The following is an 18,967-nucleotide window of genomic DNA, read 5'->3' as shown; positions in this document are numbered from 1 at the left end:
CTAAAATCATTTAGGCATACCCTTCATGATTGCTTCCTCGTTCTGCTTCACAATCTCACTCTGGTCATACTTCCTGATAGCGATCAGAATGCATCCAAACACAGAAGCAAACCAGCGATTGTGATGTTACTAAACATAAAAAGAGGCGCTCCACGGGAACACCTCTTTCAACATTATTTTATACTATACTTTATTGTGGTTGTACTACTGTGTTTCCATCAAGAATTACAGCAGTTTGCGCTAAAGCTCTTCCATTAAAAGATGCTCCTGTTTGAAAAGTTATTCCTGTTTTTGACAAGATAATACCTTCAAAATGAGACGTACTTCCAAAAGATGCTTTACCAGCTACCTGCCAGAAAATATTAGAAGCTTTGGCTCCACCTACTAAAGTTACTTTTGTTGCAGCACTCATAGCTAAATCACCTGAAATCTGGAAAATCCACACATCATCTGCTGATCCTGAAATGGTTATATTTGCTGGTACGGTTACAGAGCTAGTCCATTTATAAAGACCTGGAGATAATATTTGCCCCCCAATATTACCTGCTCCCAAATTGAGAACATCAGGAGAAGGACGTCCTGCGGCATCATTGTAAGCTGTAATCATATTTTCAACCGCAGTAGTAAGATTAGATGAAGTTGGAGTAACCATGTCAGCAGCAAATACTTTTCCGGTAACTTGTGCTGCCTTTGCATAACCTGTAAAATCTGTTAAAGATAATCCTGTAATAAACGAGGTAGCTGCTGGACTTAGTCCTAGATCTCCTGTAATTACAGACGTTGGTACGTTAGTAATTGTAGTTTTTGCAAGAATTACATAATTCCCTGCTGAACCAAGACTAACAGCTGCTAAGCCAACCGCCGCATTAGCCGTTGTTGTAAATTCCCATTGCTTGTTAGCGCTAAGAGCTTTTCCATCTGCACTTTTTACTCCTGTAGTTAGTGTAGCTGTATAAAGTGTATTAGCTGCAAGTACAGTTGCTGGAACAAACTTTGCAGTAGTACCTGAATATGAAACTGCACCTAATACTGTGGTTCCTGCTTGTTTTACTGTAAACGTTGTACTATTAATAGTTGATGCATCCATTGCGATACTAAAGTCTACAGAAACAACTTTATTTCTCGCTACATTTGTATCACTATTTAAAGGGCTAGTTGAAGTCACAGTTGGAGTTGGGGCCGGAGTTGGAGCCGGAGTCGATTGCGTGTTGTCATCATTTGAACAACCCGTAAATAAGACAACCATTACTATTGCACAGGACGATAATAAATTTTTAATTTTCATGTTTATATGTATTTGTGAAGTTTCGAAATTATCACATTGCAAATGTAGGATTGCTTTATATGTTTCATGTTACATAACAATATCGTTAAGTTACATAATTCACGCTTTCCTTTTATCAGCCTAAAATGGTATCTGTCATTAAAGAATTGCTATCCTATATAAGAAGGAACATCTGGGAAATTCATTATCCCTAGATGCAAATTTCGTTTTTTCGAAGCTTACTTTCGATTAATTTCTTCTTCACAAAAATGTGCAACTATACGATTGTCTATTGTACCACGGTTTATACTCTAGTTTTTTAGCAACTGGATTAATTTGGTCGTAATTTAGTACAGATGCATTTTGAAGTAAAAATAGCGCTCTATTTTTTCTTTTGTGTATTACCTTTACTGCTATTTATGGTACTACTAGTATTTCTAAAAAGACCTTCTGTGTGAAAGGAGTTCCTTCCATTTTTGGAATTTAAAGTTTGTTTGTTTTTTAATAATTCACTTAATTGATACCACTTCCAATAAATAAAAGAGATTATAAGTAATGTAGTGCGCTAGTTCTATTTTTTATTAAGTTGCAATTTTCACTTCAACTTTTTTTTATTAATTAGATTCGCGAGTTCATCGTTTTTTTCTATACCAAAACCACCATCAGTAGCATCAAAAGTAAAATCATAAATTACTGTTCTAAAATTATTTGGGCGTACCCTTCGTGATTGCTTCATCGTTCCGCTTCGCAATTTCACTCAGGTCGGGCTATATGTTATAATCTCTCTTGCCTTGTCTCGTTTTAAAACGAGACAAGGCAAGAGAGGATTTCCACTTCTATCCCTTACGCACAGCCACTTTTAGAATATACAAATACATTTAAATTTAAAATAGCCAATTATTTTTTATCCTATTCCATTAAAAGCCAATAAATTATAGTCTATTATTACTTATAAAGTAGTATTTTAGTTGTTTCATATACGCCTTATGCAAATAATTGTAAAAAAGATTTGGCATCGTGATGCAGATCGCATCGGACTTTTTTTTAAGTACGATAGCGCTACAATTTCTCAATTAAAAAAATTGGGAAGTACATATAGTCAGTCGCTCCGCTGTTGGTATTTTGATTACACTGCTGTCAATTATAAGCTGATAAGCCAATCCTTTGAAGATTTGGTTATAGACAACCCAAAAAATAATGAAACGCAACTGCTGGCCGGCCTTACCATAAGCCGTGACCTTCCAGCCATAGCCAAAAGCGAACTTCAGTTAGACGCAGCAACAGTGCTGAATAACCCTGAACATATAACGAAAACTAATTCGTTAGCACCTAATTTGCGTTTAGAGTTATTGCCTAATTTAGGCAAATATTGGGTTTTCAAGATGCAGTATTTCCAGCATATTAGCAGACAATTACTAGCCACAAAAGGAGTCTATTGGAATGTCAATTATAAAGTTTACATGGCTTTAAGACATGCAAATGTGCAAACGCTGGTAGAAAAAATACTTGACTCCCCTGCGTTTTTTCCTGAAAATGATTATTATAAAAACGAAACTGTCTTTCAGGGCGAATCCATTGTAATTAGACCACATCAAGAGGATCCTAAATGGATGGAAGTGTATATGCCACCCTTTCTTGTATTGCGCGAAAAGATAAAACGCTTCTCTATGGCTCGTTTTAGCACCATCAAAGATTGTTATTTACTTCCTGCGGCACCAAGCGTATATGAGGCGATGGTCATGCAGTTTGAACCCCATCAAGTCCTTGTGAGCAGCCAGCTTCCAAAGGGGTATTTGATGAAACAAAACATACCTAACAGGAAACAGCTCGATTTAAGCAAAACCAAAGCACAATTATTCAATCAAGTTCCAGATGCAGCACATGAGTACATTTCGTTACTAGTAGACACTATTTTGGCCTACAATTATAGTAGTTCCACGATGCGAACCTATACGAGTTCCTTTCTAAAATTCTTGCGTGATCACCAGTTTAAAGACCCGCATACGATTACCCAAAAAGAAATTACAAAATACTTAGCCTCTCTTATGGAGCGCGGTTTATCGGCAGCTTCGGGACATAGTATGGTCAATGCGCTATTATTTTACTACCAGCAAATAGAACATCAAAAAGGTTTTGAACTCAATATTCCCCGTCCAAAGAAGGAAAAAAAATTACCCTCAGTATTAACAATGGAAGAATGTTTGCAAATATTTAGAGCGGTAGACAACCCAAAACATAAATTATTATTGTTAATAGGCTATGGAGCAGGCTTGCGTGTAAGTGAGATCGTGACGCTAGAGTGGCGCGACATCTTATTCTCAGAGCATAAAATTCATATTAAAGATGCCAAAGGCAAGAAAGACCGTATGGTCATGTTACCCTACTCTATTGTGAGTTCACTGGATTATTACAGGAAATTATACCAACCCAGTAAATATGTTTTTGAAGGGCAGTATGCAGGTGAGCCTTATAGCACAGGCAGCGCACAGCAAGTGATGCGAGCAGCATTAAAAAAATCTGGTTTATCAAAGAAAGCTACCGTGCACACACTGCGACATAGCTTTGCCACCCATTTATTAGAGAGCGGAACAGACATTAGATACATTCAAAAGTTTTTAGGTCACGCCAGTATCAAAACCACCACGATATACACACATGTTTCAAAAATGGCTACCGATAAAATAGCAAGTCCACTGGATCGCTTAGTAGATGAAAATAATAAGAAAAAACTTAGTGACTAGTATAATCGGAAAAACCAAAAGTACATAAAAACACAACGAAAAGTATCAAAAAAAAACAAAAGCCTGCGCATCAACTGCACAGGCTTTTAAACTAAGTTTAAACCCTAATTAAACCAACATTAACTAACGTTCTGCGTCCATTGCTTATAAAGCATGATATCCGTATAGCTTGAGTTGTAGTTAACCGTCGCATTCATAGACTCCACAGCAGCACCAGTAAACGGATTACTCATAGGCATTTTAGTCTCAATCCACTCGCACAGCTCAATGATAGACGACTTGTTAGACGTGAAGTAAAAGTAATTTGTACCATCCAACACCTGTAGGACGTCTAGATAGTCCCTTAGTTTCCAGTAACTCTTATACGTTCCGGCATCAGTTGATAGGTATGGTGGGTCAACTAAAAACACCACGTTAGCGGTCTCTTTATAGTTTCCAAACAACTCTTTATAGCATTGGCTCACTACTTCAATGCCATCAAGATAGCCCACACCGCTATAATTGGACTTTCTAACGCAATTATAAAGCGTCTCCTTTTCTAATTGTTCAAACGAGAGCACGTACTTCATACTAAACAAAATACTAGAAGACAATGTAATATAATCAACATAGCCACTCTCCTGAGCTAATTTAACACACGCTATTACACTATCTCTTGTACACCCAATGATTCGACTGTCTTTTGGATAATCGTTTAAAATAACCCTTAAATCTTCAATAAGTAGATTAGTCTTATCGATATTCTCAAGACGTTCTCTAAAATTATCAAAATCATTATAAATTACCGTTGCCTCTGGGTAAACAGATTTAACGGTATGACTTAGCAACCCGCTGCCGCCAAATAGATCTACATAGACCGCATTGTCAGGGTATTGCTTTAAAGCGGCTTTAAACTGCTTTAGAAATTTGCGTTTTTGCCCCATAAAAGGCAAAGGTGCTGTCGTGAAAATTTTCTTTTTTGTTTCCATTCGATTTTTGATTAATGATTGATTATTCTATATTTGCAGCTCTCACGATAATTTATAACATACAAAAGCCACAGCATAGAAGACTTATGTCCTCCAACGCTGTGGCTTTGTGCTTAATTAAATTACCGTGAGAAGTTTTTAATTGTTGGAGGACTATTTTTACTTCCCGTCCTCCTGAGAATTAATTCATTAAAATTTCATATTCTTTTTAACTACTGAACTTCCAAAACTGGTAACTCCCCATTCAATGATATAAAGTAATTCATAGCTACATAAGGAGAATTATTACTTATGGGAGTTGCTGAACCTGTACTCCCTACAGAAGATGTGTTTAATGTAACATCTGGGGTTGAGTTGTTGAAAGAACCTACTTGGGTTATAACTCGTCCTTCATTAAACCCTTTTTTACTTAGTGAAACCCCTGTAGTTGGAGTATCCATTGTTTTGGCTAAGGAGCTTACTTTTAAATCGTGGCTATGTGTTGGTAGATTTGCTTCTACTAATGTAATTGCATCACTACCTCCTGATGTACCAATAGGTTTTGTTTCTGACATAGCGACTATTGCCCTATCTCTTAAATCTGGAATTTTGAAATCGGTAGTTCCGTTACCCCCATAAGCAATTCCGATTACGGAGAACAATGAGGGGTATGTGGCAATTAATAGTGTTTGTCCTTCGCACTTCATCCACCCCTTAGGAGTGAAAGGAGTAGCTAAACACCTTATGTCTGAGATATACATAATTATATTTGGTTTAAATTATTGATTTATTCTATTACGGGTAATACTCCATATAGGGAAATAAAGTAGTTCATAGCTAAGTAAGGAGACTGCGTTGGTACGGGAGTTGCTGAGCCTGTACTCCCTATAGAAGATGTGTTTAATGTAACATCTGGGGTTGAGTTGTTGAAAGAACCTACATTAACTACAGTACTAGTACTATCCACAAATGATCCTTTTGAAATGGCGGCTCCTGTAGTGGGAGTTTCCAGTGTTTTGGCTAAGGAGCTTACTTTTAAATCGTGGCTATGTGTTGGTAGATTTGCTTCTACTAATATAATTGCATCACTACCTCCAGATGTACCAATAGGTTTTGTTTCTGATGTACCAATAATTGCCCTATCTCTTAAATCTGGAATCTTGAAATCGGTAGTTCCGTTACCACCATAATTAATTCCTATAACGGAAAACAAAGAGGGGTGTGTGGCAATTAATAATGTTTGTCCTTCACACTTCATCCATCCCGTAGGAGTGGTAGGTGTTGCTAAACAGCGAATTTCTGAAATAAATGGTTGCATATAAAAAAATTTAAAGTTACTTGATTACTATTATTAAATGAACACTACTATTGTATTCAGAGAGAGATTGGATATAAGAAATGTCTTTATAGGGTTTCGACCTAGATTGAAATGCCCCCTCAGAATTTATGCCATTAAAAGAATCCACAAAAAAAATATTGTAGTTATTCATTTGGTCAACATATTCAGTTGTGGCAAATAGAGATACATCCTGAACTTCTATCTTGTGTAAATTGTCTTTGGTCAAGTTTAAAACACCTTTTCCAATATTTATTATTCTATATTGTCTTTTCATGTTTTTTAGTTTATTGTGGTGTATTATCAACTATTATGAATTCAGCGGATTCTAAAAATTCACCGTTATAATCCACTAGTTTAATTTTATCACCAACGTTTAAAGGCTGAATTGTTCCGCTTGGATATGTAGCTATACCTATTTCTTGATACCCTAGGTTATTAAAATATTTAACCCAAAGAGTAACACCGTCATAACCACCACAGCTATACATTCTATTTCGAACATCAATGTTAACTTCATAGGTCAGTGTACTTGAAATAAAATCAAAACCCGTAATTGAACCAACAACATTATCAACAACTGCTTCCTCGAATTCTACAACTATATCAGAATCAGTAGCTAATTTTAAATAATTTAAACTATTTACATATTTACAAATCTTATCTTCTAGAGTTCCTTCAGTATACGCTGATATGTCAACTGGAGTTATGTATATTACTCTAGACTTATTGTTACTTATACTATCAATTTGTTCGGATATTAATTGATTTATTTGGGCAAACTCCGCAGCGTGCGCCGCCACATCAGTCAAGTGATGCGTCAACACTTCCGCTTCTGCCTTAGCATTCAAAATCCCTTCGATACCTTCAATATCTGCTACAGGTATTTTTTCTCCTTTAAACCATATCGAGTCAAAGAATGACCAGAACTGTGCCTGTGTTGGTTTTAAACCCGTTTTAAACCAATTTTTAACTGTGTTTTTATCTGCCATTTTTATAGTGGTATTAAAATATATTCAAAACTTAAATTTTGTACAACTCCTGAAATTTCTCTAAGAGCCAATTTAAAAGAAGAGTTCCCTTTTTCACGAACCATCCAAATCACGTCATTGTCATTGTCGTAGTTACTGCTCGTGGAAACCATACAACCCACGACCATGTAGTTGTTAGTCCCTACAGTAGGAAAGCTTACCGTTTTTAAATTGTCTGATCCCAAAACGTCACCCACAGCAAATGTGCCCTTAGCTAAATAGCTTATTGTACCTGGTTTATTTTTTATATAATCATCCTTAGTATTGTCCGTTTGGTTCCAGTTAGGCTGTAGGTTCTTTTTAGCGCCTTCCTCAATCGTTAACATCTTAGTGTAAACCAATGCAAAAGCATCAGCAAGCGCATTAAACGAATTCTGATCTGCCTTACCTAGTAATCCTGCAACAATGTCTTTTGTAGCAAAACCGCGCTTAAAATCTGCCCAATCCATTTGACCAACTCCCGTTCCAAACTTCACGTAACGAATTTTTACAGCAGGATAGGCATTTTTATTTTTATAAACCAAAGGTATAATCTCTTCTTTAATGATGACTTTTGATTGTTCGACGCCTCCTTTGAATGTAAAAATTTCACCATTCACGAACACGACTCCATCGCTCACAGTCGACGAACCAACAGGTTTTGTACACCCAGAAATAATAGCCGTTTCGCCAATAATATTACCGAGCGCATTGAAAACTGAATAGGCCGTTTGCATACGGTCAAGCGCAGCTTGATTGAGTGGAAAACCGTTTATAATTCCAAAATCTTGATTATTCATAATATTGTATTTTGTAGCTAATAGTTGCCAATATGTAAAATTCTAATGTTGCTATGATTTCGTGCATTTTATCCGTGTCTTTAAACTCAAGAGGAACAAAGACAACACCGTTAACCGTTTCACCGCCTTCGGTATAGTCTAAATCGAGATAGATCGTATCTAAATACAAGTCTAAATCCTCAGGTTCTGTATAGATATATACATTCTCAGTTGGTGGTACTTTTTCTAAATAGATACGCCTCTTGTCATTGTCGCTTTTGTCATTTAGCGCCTTTCGTAAATAGCATTTTTGACTATTATAGGATAGCTTTCGCAAATTATCCTCTCGCTCTAACTTCCATTCATCATGCAGGCTTACAACAGGCGAAAGCAATGCCCTGGTGTAACCAAACAAAACAGGCTTTCGCAAGAATGTTGGCAACAGCAACAAAATCAATCTGTCCCAGTCTACTTTATACCACATAAGTCACGTTGTCAAAATTTGGAATTGTAAAATACCCGCTTTCAGGAACTGTTTTCACGGTAATTGGTTGTGGATCTGAATAATTGCCAGTACTAATATCAATCGCTTGACTTTCGGCATTGACAATTTCAGGAATTCGCACGCCTTCTACTGTTTTTATCTTTGTTTCTAAATCAAACAACACTAATTCGCCATCGAATGGCAGCTCTTTCATATACTCTAAAATGGCATCCTGCACAGGATATGTTCCCTTTCGAATACTCATTCCTTCGCTATTCAGCACTAAAGGATCACGGAATATTTGTAAAGTCAGTGCCAAAATATCGGGCAAATGATTGATTATGTAATAGTCGACTCCCCAATCGGCTATTTCATCCATATAAGCAATGAAAGCATCTTTTTCTTCATCGGTCAGCGGTATCAAAACCCCTCCAACTTCTTTTGCTATCTTTAAGAACTTTTGCCCACCCTTAGAAACCGCACAATATTTTATAATTTTTGAAGATTCGATCTCTTCAGCAGTATAACCTGTATTGTCGTAATTATCAGTATCGGGAATCAAATCGAATCCGTACTGAAACGCCAAAGCTTTGGTTCTGTACCAACTCGGGCGGTGCGCTTTATCGTTAATAATTACTTCAGATACTTCCTTTTTATGGGTGTCAAATAAAGTTTCGAGTAACCAAATAGGGTATGCAACCATAAGAACAAAAAGACGAAAAATTGAAACCCTACTAGTAGAGTTCAATCCAGCCAAAGTTTCGTCTGCGGTAATTGCATTAAACATTTGTTGCTGTATGTCGTATATATTTCTAGCCATGTTAACTAATTATAAATGTTGATTCAATTGCCATTGTTCCTATACCGAGGTGCGGTATGATATCGGTGTTATCTGATCCGTTGAAGCCTGTGGCTATCATTTGATTTTTACCTTCAAAATAGTTAGCAACATCCCTATTTTTAAAGACTGAAATAGGATCAATTAATTGTTGTCCTGGTGCTAATTCATCCGTTAATGATAATCCATTTATAAAAGCCCTCTCAAACGCGGCCATAACGCTGCCGTCTTCTTGAATAGCGACATCAAATAAGGATTGATTATGTATTACTTGCTTTTGCATTGGCTTTTAAGGTTCGGTTTTCTCGTTTCAACTCAACAATTTCAATCTGCTGTAATTTTATTTTTCTATCCTTCAGCTTGTTTTCCTCTTCAAGTAGAGAAATTTTCCGCTGCATCATTCCGTCGTACTCTTGATATCTAGATTCATATCGTTGTTTTAAGTCATCGAGAATCTCTTTATAGTGTCCAGATAATTTTACATCGTTGTCAATAGCAGTTGTTTCCGCATTTTCTTTCGCTTGCAAAACATCTACTTGGTATTTACTTTTTGCAAACAAAAAAGTAAATAGACCCGTACCTCCAATAGCTCCTAAAAGAACACCTATGTTATTCAATATCAACTCCATTTAATTATATTTTTTGCGTTAACCTATCTTTTATCAAGTCGTAACTTTTACCATCCAACTCCAATTGTTTTTCAATGTGGCGTTTAATTTTAGCATCATTTTGAACACCTCTTATATTAGTCGTTAAATTGGCTCCCATCATTGGGTCACTTTTCCATTCGCCTTGACTCATTTGCAAAATGATTCCCACCTCTTGTAATTCGCTTTCACCAATGGCAAAATCACCGTTGATAATTAGTAAATCGTTTCCCTGGTCCAGTAGTATATCTTTAGCCATTGCCGTGTTGTATTGTTGTGTTTTCAATATTGTCTAAATCCGTTCGTTCCAATGAAACAAACTCAGTTACCAATGTTTTTAATGACGCTCCGCCATCGTTAGGCACTGCAACCCAACTTTGAAAAACCGTTTGTATTTTTTCCAAAATCAAAGTATTTTTATCCAGTTGCGTTTTCAACTCTTTGGCGTTAACAATTCCCCCGTATTCGTCTCCATTAATCAGTAATAAACCATTGTTTAAACTCAATTTAAACCCTGTTTTATCAATCAGCTCTATTTCTTCCATTTCCTCACAGGAAATCATAAAACAGGCTTCTCCATTATGGATAGAACCCACTAAAGCCAAACTTTCTACTTTTGGCCTTATATTCAAAGAACCTAACCCAAGCAGAACATCAAAATATTCTAAGCCATTGCTTTCGCCTATTGCAACCATTGTTTTATCTTCCCAGTCAACAGAACTCACTTTTACCCACTCCGTCTGGATAGGCACCTTATTGTGCATCTTTTCAGTAAGTAATTTTCTAAATTCTATTAAATGTTTGCTCATTCTGCTTTTTTATCTAAATCAATTATCTGACGGTATTTCGGACTGTCATCAAACTCCTTAACTACTTTTTTAATAAAATACAAACCCTTTCTATCTGGGTATTGGTAACTGATCACTTGGGCTTTCATTCCGTGCTTTACAGATGGTATTCCAAACGCCGTTATATTTCCTTCAAAACCTTCTACCTTATATTTATCATAATCGGCTTTTGCCAACTTCAACAATTCCGCCTCAAGCGTAATGTTGTAATAACTCAAATGTTGTTCCTGTCCAAAATCATCACCAAACTCCGCTTTTAGCTTCTTTCCTTTTGGTAGTGTCGAGGTCGCTATTATTTTAACAATAACATCCTCTTTATTCTTATACTGCAGCGCATTATCAACTACATTTTGAGAAAAGTTGAATACTACAGCGTCTTCTTTATTATCACTGTATATTTTACCAACAATCAACTTTTTACCTACAAAATAGGAGTAGATATTTTCTCCTTGCAGTTCCTCTAATATCTTTGCTGCAGTAGTATTTGGAAAACGTTTTGTTCCTAAATTCATATCAGCAACATCATATTCAATCCCTGCAGGAACAATTAGTTTTATCAGGTCAAGCAATTTGGTAGATCGCATCGACACATTTACCGTGTGTTTTTTAAGCAAATACATAAAGTCATCACACTTTATTTTTATCGGGATATCTGCCGACACTTCACTTATAAAACCAGTAAATTCTAATAATAACTTTTCATCATAGCCTAGATAAATTTCAACAGGGTCACCTTTTTTAAAAACTGACTTCACATTGATTTTATCAAAATCCTTGACATTACGTGGCAATACAATTGTTGCTGTATCTGTCAATGTTTCCCATGAGCTTTCAATTTTCACAGCATTAGCTTTCCTAATAACTATTTCGCCATGAACGTCCGTTTCAGGAAACACTATTTTCGAAACCATTGCTAATGTCATAACCCGCTTTTTATATTCAGTTCTATTGGTTCATCGCTAACCGCATTAATGGTAAAGGCTCTAATATTTGGACGCCCACGCATAGGCTCAAAGTTCATTCCCTTAATAGTTAGGTTTCTTATTTTTTTTGCATCGAATAACTCCCCAAACACTTCAATAGAGGATGCCAAATCATCCCATTTTTGTAATTCTTTTTCTTGGTCTAATGGTGTAAATAAACCTTGAGGTTGAGTGCTGTCTGGAATCAAAAAACCGTTAATTGTTACCTGAAAATTATCAAAACCGTAAATTTCTTTGACTGTACCATAACCGCCATTCATTTTGGTTTCGCCCATAACCTTATCTCTTTTAAAAGAAACAATAGAAGCAACTGGCAAACGAAAATCACTCATATCAGCGTCTACTATTTCGCCTTTATCATTGTACTTTTTGTATCGAAAAGCGCCAAACTCAATAGGATAAATAATAGGCGTACCAAATTGGCTCAATTGCTTCGCTGTTGTATCATCAACATACTGAACCCCAAAATAAGAGGCCTTTGTCGTGGGGTCATCCGCTCCATCGCCAACCTCAGGGCGGTACATACCACCAATACGAACACCAAACACCTCTTGAAACAAGCCCGAAAGCGGTACGCTAAATCCTAGTTCTATCATCCTGCTGTTATTAATGCGTCCTTTAAACTGTCATTCATTCTACCTACTACATAATCCACTATTTCCTCTTTGTTCTTCATAAAGCCACCTTCCTTGATATTGAAGTTGTTGATTACGTTAAGAGTCATGTTGATAATTTTACCCGCTCCAGAGTTTCCCCCTTTAGCATCACCAGAACCAATCGAACTTGGAGATTTTACAAAACCCGGTAATGGTGGTTGTTTAAAATCATGATCGGTCGCCTTAAGCTTCTTTTCTTCCTTCGCTTTTGCTTTTTCCTTTTTCGGATCACCCTCAGTAAGTTGTAGATTGGTTCTAATTTCATTGATGATTTTAGCCCCACCACCCGCCAAAGTACCAAGCCCCGGAATGTGTGCGAGTATCTCCAGTAATTGTTGCACTGGATATAACAAGGTGTCAAGTAATACAAGACCAATCCGCTTAATTCCTGATATAATACCGCCGTTTGAGAAAGCATCCGTAATACTATCCCAATGCATTCTAAAACTCTGAACTAAGCCAATGATTAAACCTAATGGTGGAAAAATATAAGAAAGAGCTAATGTTGCTGCAGCACCCCATTCATCCCAATAACTTATTAACGCAACGATACTACCTATTAAAACTGCTACCGCTGCGATTATTAACCCAATCGGGTTGGCATCCATTGCAATATTTAAAGCCCATTGCGCTGCCGTTTGTAAAATAGTAGCCTCCTTTAATAACGTTACCATATTAACCATCGCAAGAACACCAGGTGCGAGGTTAATCATCCCCAAAACGCCTTGCATACCAACATCAATAAACGGTAACATCGAACCCGTAGCTCCATAAATACTCAATTTGATATCATCAAAATAGGAAACAATTCTATCTTTTTGCTCTTGGTAACTGGTACCCATTGTACCTGCCATATCAGCAAGTGCTGTTTGATCGTTTACAATGTCATTAGTATATTGTTTCAATAAATCGACATTACCTAACAAGCCTGTTATAGCGACTGTGTTTTCTTGACCAAACATCGCACCTAATAGTGCATCTTTACCGGCTAGCTTTTTAAGTTCGGTCAATCTATCGGCTAGGCTTCTGTTTTTGTCTGCCAAAATGGAGACATCGACACCTGCGCCTTGCAATTGTTTTCTAACTTCTTTTGGCAAAAATTCCTCTTTACCCAAAATAGACAACACATTACGCAAAGCGACACCACCTTCAGCTCCTTCTTTTCCAAATTTCCCAAGAACTTGCAAAGCTCCGTTGGTTTCTGCAAACGAAACGTTGGCGTTTTTTGCCACCGCTCCCGATGCGTCCAAAGCCGCCGCAACCTGATCCACTTCTTGAGAACCAACTTTGGCAGACGACACCATTTGGTTCAACATCAAATCCATTTGTTTTGCCGCTTCTTCAGGGTTTGTTAAGTCAACGCCAAATTGGTTCATGGCACTTGATGCCGCATTGGTCGCACCTATTAAATCCCCGTGCATGGTTTCACCCAGTAAACCAATACTGTGCCCCATCATATCCAAAGCCTTTGGGTTTTCGGCAATTTCGGGAGCTAGTTTAGAAAGCAATAGGGTATAACTTTTAACCGATTCAGCGGCATCGCCTCCAAGGTCTTTGGCACTTTGACGGGCATTGCTACCAATCAAATCCAAGTTATCGCCAACAACACCAGTAATGGCAGACAATTCTTTGAGCGAAGCATCATAAGCGTACGCCCCTTGCGCACCGTCTAATAAGGGTTGTCCCAAATTAGTTAAAGCTTGTGCGCCTGCTTGAGCTGCTAAAAGTCGCAAAGAATCATTCGACTTTTTAAAAGCCTTTTCCGAGTCATTACCCATCTTAACGACTTCTTTGTCCACGTTTTCGATAGCTTGTTCCATTAACTTCACACCCGCCGTTACTTCCTTTACAGGAGCGGTGATTTCGTTAACTAACTTTAATATCCAATTCGTTTCTTGATCTGCCATGGGTTAATCTTGCTCTTCGGGTTTCCCTCCAAAAATTTTAGTGAATAAGTTGGTTTGAATTTCTGCATCTAATGTTTTTAAATACATCGCCTCGTGGTATAGTGTCGTCCATTTTTTAAGAGAAAGCTTTTCAGGACCTCTATTAAAATAACTTCTTATTAAAGCATTACCGCGCCTGTAAAAGTCATAAGGATCGTCAGATGAGATGCTTTCATCTGCTATCGCTTTTTTATAACGGCTTCCCTTCTTTTAAAGATTCCGGCTAATGCTTTGAATGCCGAAACTTTCATTTCGTCATCAGTAAGCACTTCGTCAGAACCAGCCACACGGCAGGTATTGAAAAGAATTTCCATACCTTCCTCAGACTGGTCTTTTTTAGCATAAGAAGCTAACATTTGCAACTGATCCATTGTTGGTTTAGTGAAGTAGGTAACATGATGCTCATCATCCTCATTGGCTGTGATTACCTCATGAATGTACTTTACTTTCTTTTGCGATTTCAAAGCCGCTAATTGATTATCGTCTAAATAGCCAATCGGGAAGATTGGCGTTTCTACTACTTCGATATCTTGTGTTTTCTTTTCCATTATACGTTCCAGTCTATGTGAGAACAAATCACCTCAAGTGTTTGCTCCACGGTTTTATCTCCTTGTTTTACTGCTTTCCCCACTTTGGTAATTTCCACATTACGAATGATGTCTTTATAAATACGAGTATTATACGCATATTGCACAATCACATCAAAGGGTAATATATCCTGCATACGCACACCCGGAGGTAATGCATCCATAAGTGCGATTACTTCCTCTTGGTAAAGCTTCAATCCAAACTTTGCGTTATAATCACCTTCTCCAACTCCTACAGAGAATTTACCTGCTCCTTTAATGAGTTCTTTAGGAACTTCGTCATCATAGGATATTTCAGAAATACCCTGGGCATCACGCCCTAGTATATTCATAGTGACAGAGTTCCACCCCGCCATGCGCCCAAAGGCGTTAATTAATGTTGTTACTTTTGCCATGTCTTTAGTTTAATGATAAATCGACCTCGAAAGTGTGAATAATAGCGCCTAGCGTTACTGTTGTTTTAACCAATAAAGGTGTTTGATCGTTTGGATTTTGACCCGCAGGGATAACCAAATCATAACCACTTATTTCAGCGGCCACAAGCATCGCCTGCAATGGTTTTTTACCCGTGTTTTCCAAGTCTGTAATAGAAGTATCTTTCAATGCACCAGTTGTTGGGTTTCTTTGAAACCATCCACGAACCTTTGGCAATAATGCGTTTCTAATTCCTAGAGCGGCTTTATCCCAAACCCCGTTGTTTTCTCCTGTAGAATAGTCTGAGGAAATGGCAATACAAGTAGGCTCACCATTTAGGTAAACCCCCGCAAAACCTTGAAAAGTTCCTGCATAGATGTAGGCATTAGCCGTTAAAGTTTTTTTCTCTACATCTGTTAAAGACGAAACTGGAGTACCGTCACTTAATGAGGCCGAAAGCCACAACCCTTGCAAACTTTCCGTTAACGGATAAGTGATTTCTCCTTTTCGAGCGTTCGGTTTATTGATAATGTCTACAGAGCCCAAATTCTCGTTCACTTTTCTAACCGCTCTACTCCCTAGGATAGAACCAACAGCAGCATAATGAGAATAAGCTGCATCCAAGGAAGCAATGGCAGGATCTTGTGCAATCACTACGCTTACTTTTCCTGCTGTCAATGTTCTACGGTTAATTGCCGCTTTACCCAAGTTTCTACCTTCGAGGTAAATTCCGTTTAGGTAAATTTTATCAGCAAACAAATCATTGATAAACAATTGGCAGGCATTGATTTCTAAATCAAGATCTAAAGCCACAACATCCGAATTATAAACGAATCCGATTCTTTTCACATCTGTATTCGCTCTCCATGATGCTTTTGCAACATCACTTTCAAAATACAATTTAGCCGTTGCCTTTTCGGTAACCACTAATTTCAAAGTTCCATTTGGCGCAAGCCTAAAGAACTCCGACACATGATGATGAAGCAAAACAGCCTCATTGGCATCATAAGCCGCTGTGAAGCCCAAAGCTTCTACCGCTGCAGTACTGGTCAATTCCATAACCGTATTTACAGCATTAGTCAAGGGATCGTTAACAAAAACCACCAATGCCATGATGGCATCGGTAGAAGTTTCTGTACGGTTTAACCCGCCTTGCCCCTTGTTAATTATTACACCTTCAAAGCTCATAATTAGTCTTGTTTAGTGGTTAAAGCCTCTTTTCTAGCTGTAATAGCTGCTAAGACTGTGGCTCTTTTTTCGCCTTTTTCTAAAGCGTCTAACTCTTCGATTGTTTCCACAGTTGGGATAAATTCGATTAGTTCTGCAGCTGTTTTTTTAACGGGTGCGTCTGTATCTTCTGTTGTTTCTGCCGGCATCACAACTGAGCGCTTTACCGTTTCAAAATCTACGTTGTGCAATATTGCACGGTCTTTTTTTAAGAAAGCCTGACCATCAGCAGTTACGAAAACTTCTTTTGCATTGGGGTAATTCTTGAAAACCGCAATTGCTTCATTTTTAATTTCTTGATTCATCTTACAATTGTTTGAATTTGAATAATAATAAAAGGAGGTATAAGGCTATTAATAAAGCCGCTATACGACCAAAATAAATTTGTGTTTGTTGCCACCATGTCAAAACATTGGTAATTAATGGCGGGTTGGTTTCCTTGTATCTTGAGATAAAAGTGCTTTTCCAACTAGCAAATAATTGTTCCGCTTCAGCATAACAATCTACTTTTAATTGATTGTCCTGGATAACTACTTTTGGAGTCCCCAGTTTTCTGCCTGCGCTAGTTCCCGTAACGGCTTTGATCACTACCTTACCATTTTGGCACTCTAAAAGTGCGTTGTAATAGCTGCTGTCCTTTTCAACAGAAAATAGCGTATCGTGTACCGTTTCTATAATAGTGTCCTTCGTTATTTCTTTTTGAATGACTACTTTTTTACTGCTGCAGGCAACTATTGTTAACCCTAAAAACAAAAATGAAGCTCGGTATATTAATGCCTTTTTCATGGGTTAAAGATTTTTGTATTCTGTTTTAGCATCAAAACTCGGACATGCTTTGTGAACATTTGGAAAGTCACGATGTCCTTGTATTATTGCCTGTGGAAATTTTGATTTCAATTCTCTTAAAAGCTTTAAGAGCGTTGTTTTTTGTTGTGCCGTTCTAGTGTCCTGTGGATTGTTCTTTGCGTCAACACCTCCTATATAGGATATATTAATTGTTTCAGAGTTGAATCCTTTTACACCATTTGACACTTTCTCAATTGCTAATAAAGTGGCAATCTCACCATTAGGTTTAATAATAAAGTGGTAGCCGGGCATTTGCCAACCTAGGTTATCACGCCAGTATTTTTGTATGTTTTCAACGGTTTCCGATTGGGCTGTGGCGGTGCAATGCACGGCTAAGTACTTTATCTTTCGCATCTTTTTTTAGTGTTGCTTATAGCCCCGATTAATCGGGGCTTAAATTATTACTAGACTACTACGCCGTCAATGATTGCTCCTTGACCTTGGTCTTGGATAGCAAAACATCCAAAGTATAAATCGTAACCTACTACTGATTTTCTATGTTCAGGATCAGTCTTTTTGTCTCTTGCGTAACGCTCCACCGTTCCTTTAGCTTTTACCGTAGAATCTTTGTGGAAAACAATAGAAGACGTTCTACCTGCAGTAACAGAGTCAAAAGCTAATTTTACTTTTGTAGTAGCGTGGTAGGTTGGTGTGTACACCTCTTCGTAAATTTTGAAGCTATAGTAGTTTTGAGAAATCGCACCGTCCATACGGTTGTGATATCCTTTTTCAAAAGCAGCATCTTCCAATAACAAGTCGTTGGCGTGTACTGTTGACAGCACCAAAATTCTACCTTTTAACGGTACCGATAATTTATCCAACTTCCCTTTATAAAGGATGATGTCTTTTTTACATAAACGTTTACGAGTTCCATCCGCTTCTCCGGTTGTTTCCAACACAGGTGTGTCCGTTGTGTGTGATGCTGGCGAAATAGAGTGCAAAGCGTGATCTGTAGATTTGCTTTCTAATTCCTCTTTCAACTCCATGTTGATATCGCCTTCTTTGTCATACGCAATAGCATATAATTCTGCAGCAGTTACCTCTTTATTTACTGTAGAGTAAAGATTAAGGGAAACCACTACTTTCTCATCCTCACGCCCGCTAGACACAATTGGGAAAACGTTGTTGTTAATTAAGACTGTTGGTGCCGAATCGCCTTTTCTCTTAGGTATTCTAATGGCGTTATTACCCACCCAGTTGTCTTTGGATTTTACTTCCTGAATCCAAGTTCCTAAGTGCTTGAATTTTGATAAGATGAACTTTTCATTCAATTCATTAAGCAAATCGCCATCTACAATTGTAACGGCAGCCATTGCTACTCCTTTTGGGTTTTCCTTTGCGAAACCCGTAACTACAGCCAATACCATTAATAGTAAGCCGAAGATCATTCCGAATTTATTTTTCATAATTCTAA

25 protein-coding genes are annotated in these 18,967 nt (G+C 37.6%); 1 reads left to right on the top strand and 24 read right to left on the bottom strand.

Features of this window, described 5'->3' with window-relative positions; all coding sequences use genetic code 11:
- Positions 1-190: 190 nt before the first annotated feature.
- Both AC4PRO_RS14865 and AC4PRO_RS14860 read right to left on the bottom strand, forming a co-directional pair.
- A complete protein-coding gene (locus AC4PRO_RS14865) occupies positions 191-1,285 on the bottom strand; it encodes an ice-binding family protein (RefSeq protein ID WP_074724678.1) in 1,095 nt (364 codons plus the stop codon).
- Between the two features lie 574 nt (positions 1,286-1,859).
- Positions 1,860-2,000, bottom strand: coding sequence for a hypothetical protein (locus AC4PRO_RS14860; RefSeq protein WP_175460307.1), 141 nt, complete (start codon positions 1,998-2,000; stop codon positions 1,860-1,862).
- Between the two features lie 250 nt (positions 2,001-2,250).
- On the opposite strand from AC4PRO_RS14860, the gene AC4PRO_RS14855 reads away from it, so the two are divergent.
- Entirely contained in the window at positions 2,251-4,005 is a 1,755-nt protein-coding gene (locus AC4PRO_RS14855; protein ID WP_492117909.1) for a tyrosine-type recombinase/integrase, read from the top strand.
- A gap of 119 nt (positions 4,006-4,124) precedes the next feature.
- Here the strand turns inward: AC4PRO_RS14855 and AC4PRO_RS14850 are convergent, their stop codons facing one another.
- The 22 genes from AC4PRO_RS14850 to AC4PRO_RS14745 all read right to left on the bottom strand — a co-directional run bounded on the left by AC4PRO_RS14850 (position 4,125) and on the right by AC4PRO_RS14745 (position 18,959).
- Complete coding sequence (locus AC4PRO_RS14850) at positions 4,125-4,973, bottom strand: DNA adenine methylase (protein WP_492117908.1); 849 nt, start codon at positions 4,971-4,973, stop codon at positions 4,125-4,127.
- A 212-nt stretch (positions 4,974-5,185) separates the two neighbouring features.
- Positions 5,186-5,713, bottom strand: coding sequence for a phage tail protein (locus tag AC4PRO_RS14845; RefSeq protein WP_492117907.1), 528 nt, complete (start codon positions 5,711-5,713; stop codon positions 5,186-5,188).
- 26 nt (positions 5,714-5,739) lie between these two features.
- Complete coding sequence (locus AC4PRO_RS14840) at positions 5,740-6,270, bottom strand: phage tail protein (RefSeq protein WP_492117906.1); 531 nt, start codon at positions 6,268-6,270, stop codon at positions 5,740-5,742.
- Between the two features lie 16 nt (positions 6,271-6,286).
- Complete coding sequence (locus AC4PRO_RS14835) at positions 6,287-6,565, bottom strand: hypothetical protein (protein ID WP_492117905.1); 279 nt, start codon at positions 6,563-6,565, stop codon at positions 6,287-6,289.
- A gap of 10 nt (positions 6,566-6,575) precedes the next feature.
- Positions 6,576-7,280, bottom strand: coding sequence for a hypothetical protein (locus AC4PRO_RS14830; RefSeq protein ID WP_492117904.1), 705 nt, complete (start codon positions 7,278-7,280; stop codon positions 6,576-6,578).
- Between the two features lie 2 nt (positions 7,281-7,282).
- Complete coding sequence (locus tag AC4PRO_RS14825) at positions 7,283-8,098, bottom strand: hypothetical protein (RefSeq protein ID WP_492117903.1); 816 nt, start codon at positions 8,096-8,098, stop codon at positions 7,283-7,285.
- On the bottom strand, positions 8,091-8,561 hold the full coding sequence (locus AC4PRO_RS14820) for a hypothetical protein (RefSeq protein ID WP_492117902.1): 471 nt from the start codon (positions 8,559-8,561) through the stop codon (positions 8,091-8,093). Before AC4PRO_RS14820 ends, AC4PRO_RS14825 begins: the two co-directional genes overlap by 8 nt.
- Complete coding sequence (locus tag AC4PRO_RS14815; protein ID WP_492117901.1) at positions 8,551-9,381, bottom strand: nucleotidyltransferase; 831 nt, start codon at positions 9,379-9,381, stop codon at positions 8,551-8,553. The genes AC4PRO_RS14820 and AC4PRO_RS14815 overlap by 11 nt, the downstream gene beginning before the upstream one ends.
- A gap of 1 nt (position 9,382) precedes the next feature.
- Positions 9,383-9,682, bottom strand: a complete 300-nt coding sequence (locus AC4PRO_RS14810) for a hypothetical protein (protein WP_492117900.1) — start codon at positions 9,680-9,682, stop codon at positions 9,383-9,385.
- Complete coding sequence (locus AC4PRO_RS14805; RefSeq protein ID WP_492117899.1) at positions 9,660-10,028, bottom strand: hypothetical protein; 369 nt, start codon at positions 10,026-10,028, stop codon at positions 9,660-9,662. The genes AC4PRO_RS14810 and AC4PRO_RS14805 overlap by 23 nt, the downstream gene beginning before the upstream one ends.
- Positions 10,029-10,032: 4 nt before the next feature.
- Positions 10,033-10,305 carry a hypothetical protein gene (locus AC4PRO_RS14800; protein ID WP_492117898.1) on the bottom strand — a complete coding sequence of 91 codons (273 nt, stop codon included), beginning with the start codon at positions 10,303-10,305 and terminating at the stop codon, positions 10,033-10,035.
- Positions 10,298-10,855 carry a hypothetical protein gene (locus tag AC4PRO_RS14795; protein WP_492117897.1) on the bottom strand — a complete coding sequence of 186 codons (558 nt, stop codon included), beginning with the start codon at positions 10,853-10,855 and terminating at the stop codon, positions 10,298-10,300. The genes AC4PRO_RS14800 and AC4PRO_RS14795 overlap by 8 nt, the downstream gene beginning before the upstream one ends.
- Positions 10,852-11,817, bottom strand: coding sequence for a hypothetical protein (locus AC4PRO_RS14790; RefSeq protein WP_492117896.1), 966 nt, complete (start codon positions 11,815-11,817; stop codon positions 10,852-10,854). The genes AC4PRO_RS14795 and AC4PRO_RS14790 overlap by 4 nt, the downstream gene beginning before the upstream one ends.
- Positions 11,814-12,473: a DUF6046 domain-containing protein gene (locus tag AC4PRO_RS14785; protein WP_492117895.1), complete on the bottom strand. Its 660-nt coding sequence runs from the start codon at positions 12,471-12,473 to the stop codon at positions 11,814-11,816. The genes AC4PRO_RS14790 and AC4PRO_RS14785 overlap by 4 nt, the downstream gene beginning before the upstream one ends.
- Positions 12,470-14,440, bottom strand: a complete 1,971-nt coding sequence (locus AC4PRO_RS14780; protein WP_492117894.1) for a phage tail tape measure protein — start codon at positions 14,438-14,440, stop codon at positions 12,470-12,472. Before AC4PRO_RS14780 ends, AC4PRO_RS14785 begins: the two co-directional genes overlap by 4 nt.
- A 218-nt stretch (positions 14,441-14,658) precedes the next feature.
- Positions 14,659-15,027, bottom strand: a complete 369-nt coding sequence (locus AC4PRO_RS14775) for a hypothetical protein (RefSeq protein WP_492117893.1) — start codon at positions 15,025-15,027, stop codon at positions 14,659-14,661.
- Positions 15,027-15,398, bottom strand: coding sequence for a hypothetical protein (locus AC4PRO_RS14770; RefSeq protein WP_492117892.1), 372 nt, complete (start codon positions 15,396-15,398; stop codon positions 15,027-15,029). The genes AC4PRO_RS14775 and AC4PRO_RS14770 overlap by 1 nt, the downstream gene beginning before the upstream one ends.
- Positions 15,399-15,465: 67 nt before the next feature.
- Positions 15,466-16,668: a DUF2586 family protein gene (locus AC4PRO_RS14765; protein WP_492117891.1), complete on the bottom strand. Its 1,203-nt coding sequence runs from the start codon at positions 16,666-16,668 to the stop codon at positions 15,466-15,468.
- Positions 16,669-16,670: 2 nt separating this feature from the next.
- A complete protein-coding gene (locus AC4PRO_RS14760) occupies positions 16,671-17,012 on the bottom strand; it encodes a hypothetical protein (RefSeq protein WP_492117890.1) in 342 nt (113 codons plus the stop codon).
- 1 nt (position 17,013) lies between these two features.
- On the bottom strand, positions 17,014-17,493 hold the full coding sequence (locus AC4PRO_RS14755; protein WP_492117889.1) for a hypothetical protein: 480 nt from the start codon (positions 17,491-17,493) through the stop codon (positions 17,014-17,016).
- Between the two features lie 3 nt (positions 17,494-17,496).
- Positions 17,497-17,907: an N-acetylmuramoyl-L-alanine amidase gene (locus AC4PRO_RS14750; protein WP_492117888.1), complete on the bottom strand. Its 411-nt coding sequence runs from the start codon at positions 17,905-17,907 to the stop codon at positions 17,497-17,499.
- A 50-nt stretch (positions 17,908-17,957) separates the two neighbouring features.
- Positions 17,958-18,959, bottom strand: a complete 1,002-nt coding sequence (locus AC4PRO_RS14745) for a hypothetical protein (protein ID WP_492117887.1) — start codon at positions 18,957-18,959, stop codon at positions 17,958-17,960.
- Positions 18,960-18,967: the final 8 nt, after the last annotated feature.

Source organism: Flavobacterium sp. DW-iso2 (assembly GCF_058725285.1).
This window is presented reverse-complemented; position numbering and strand designations above follow the sequence as displayed.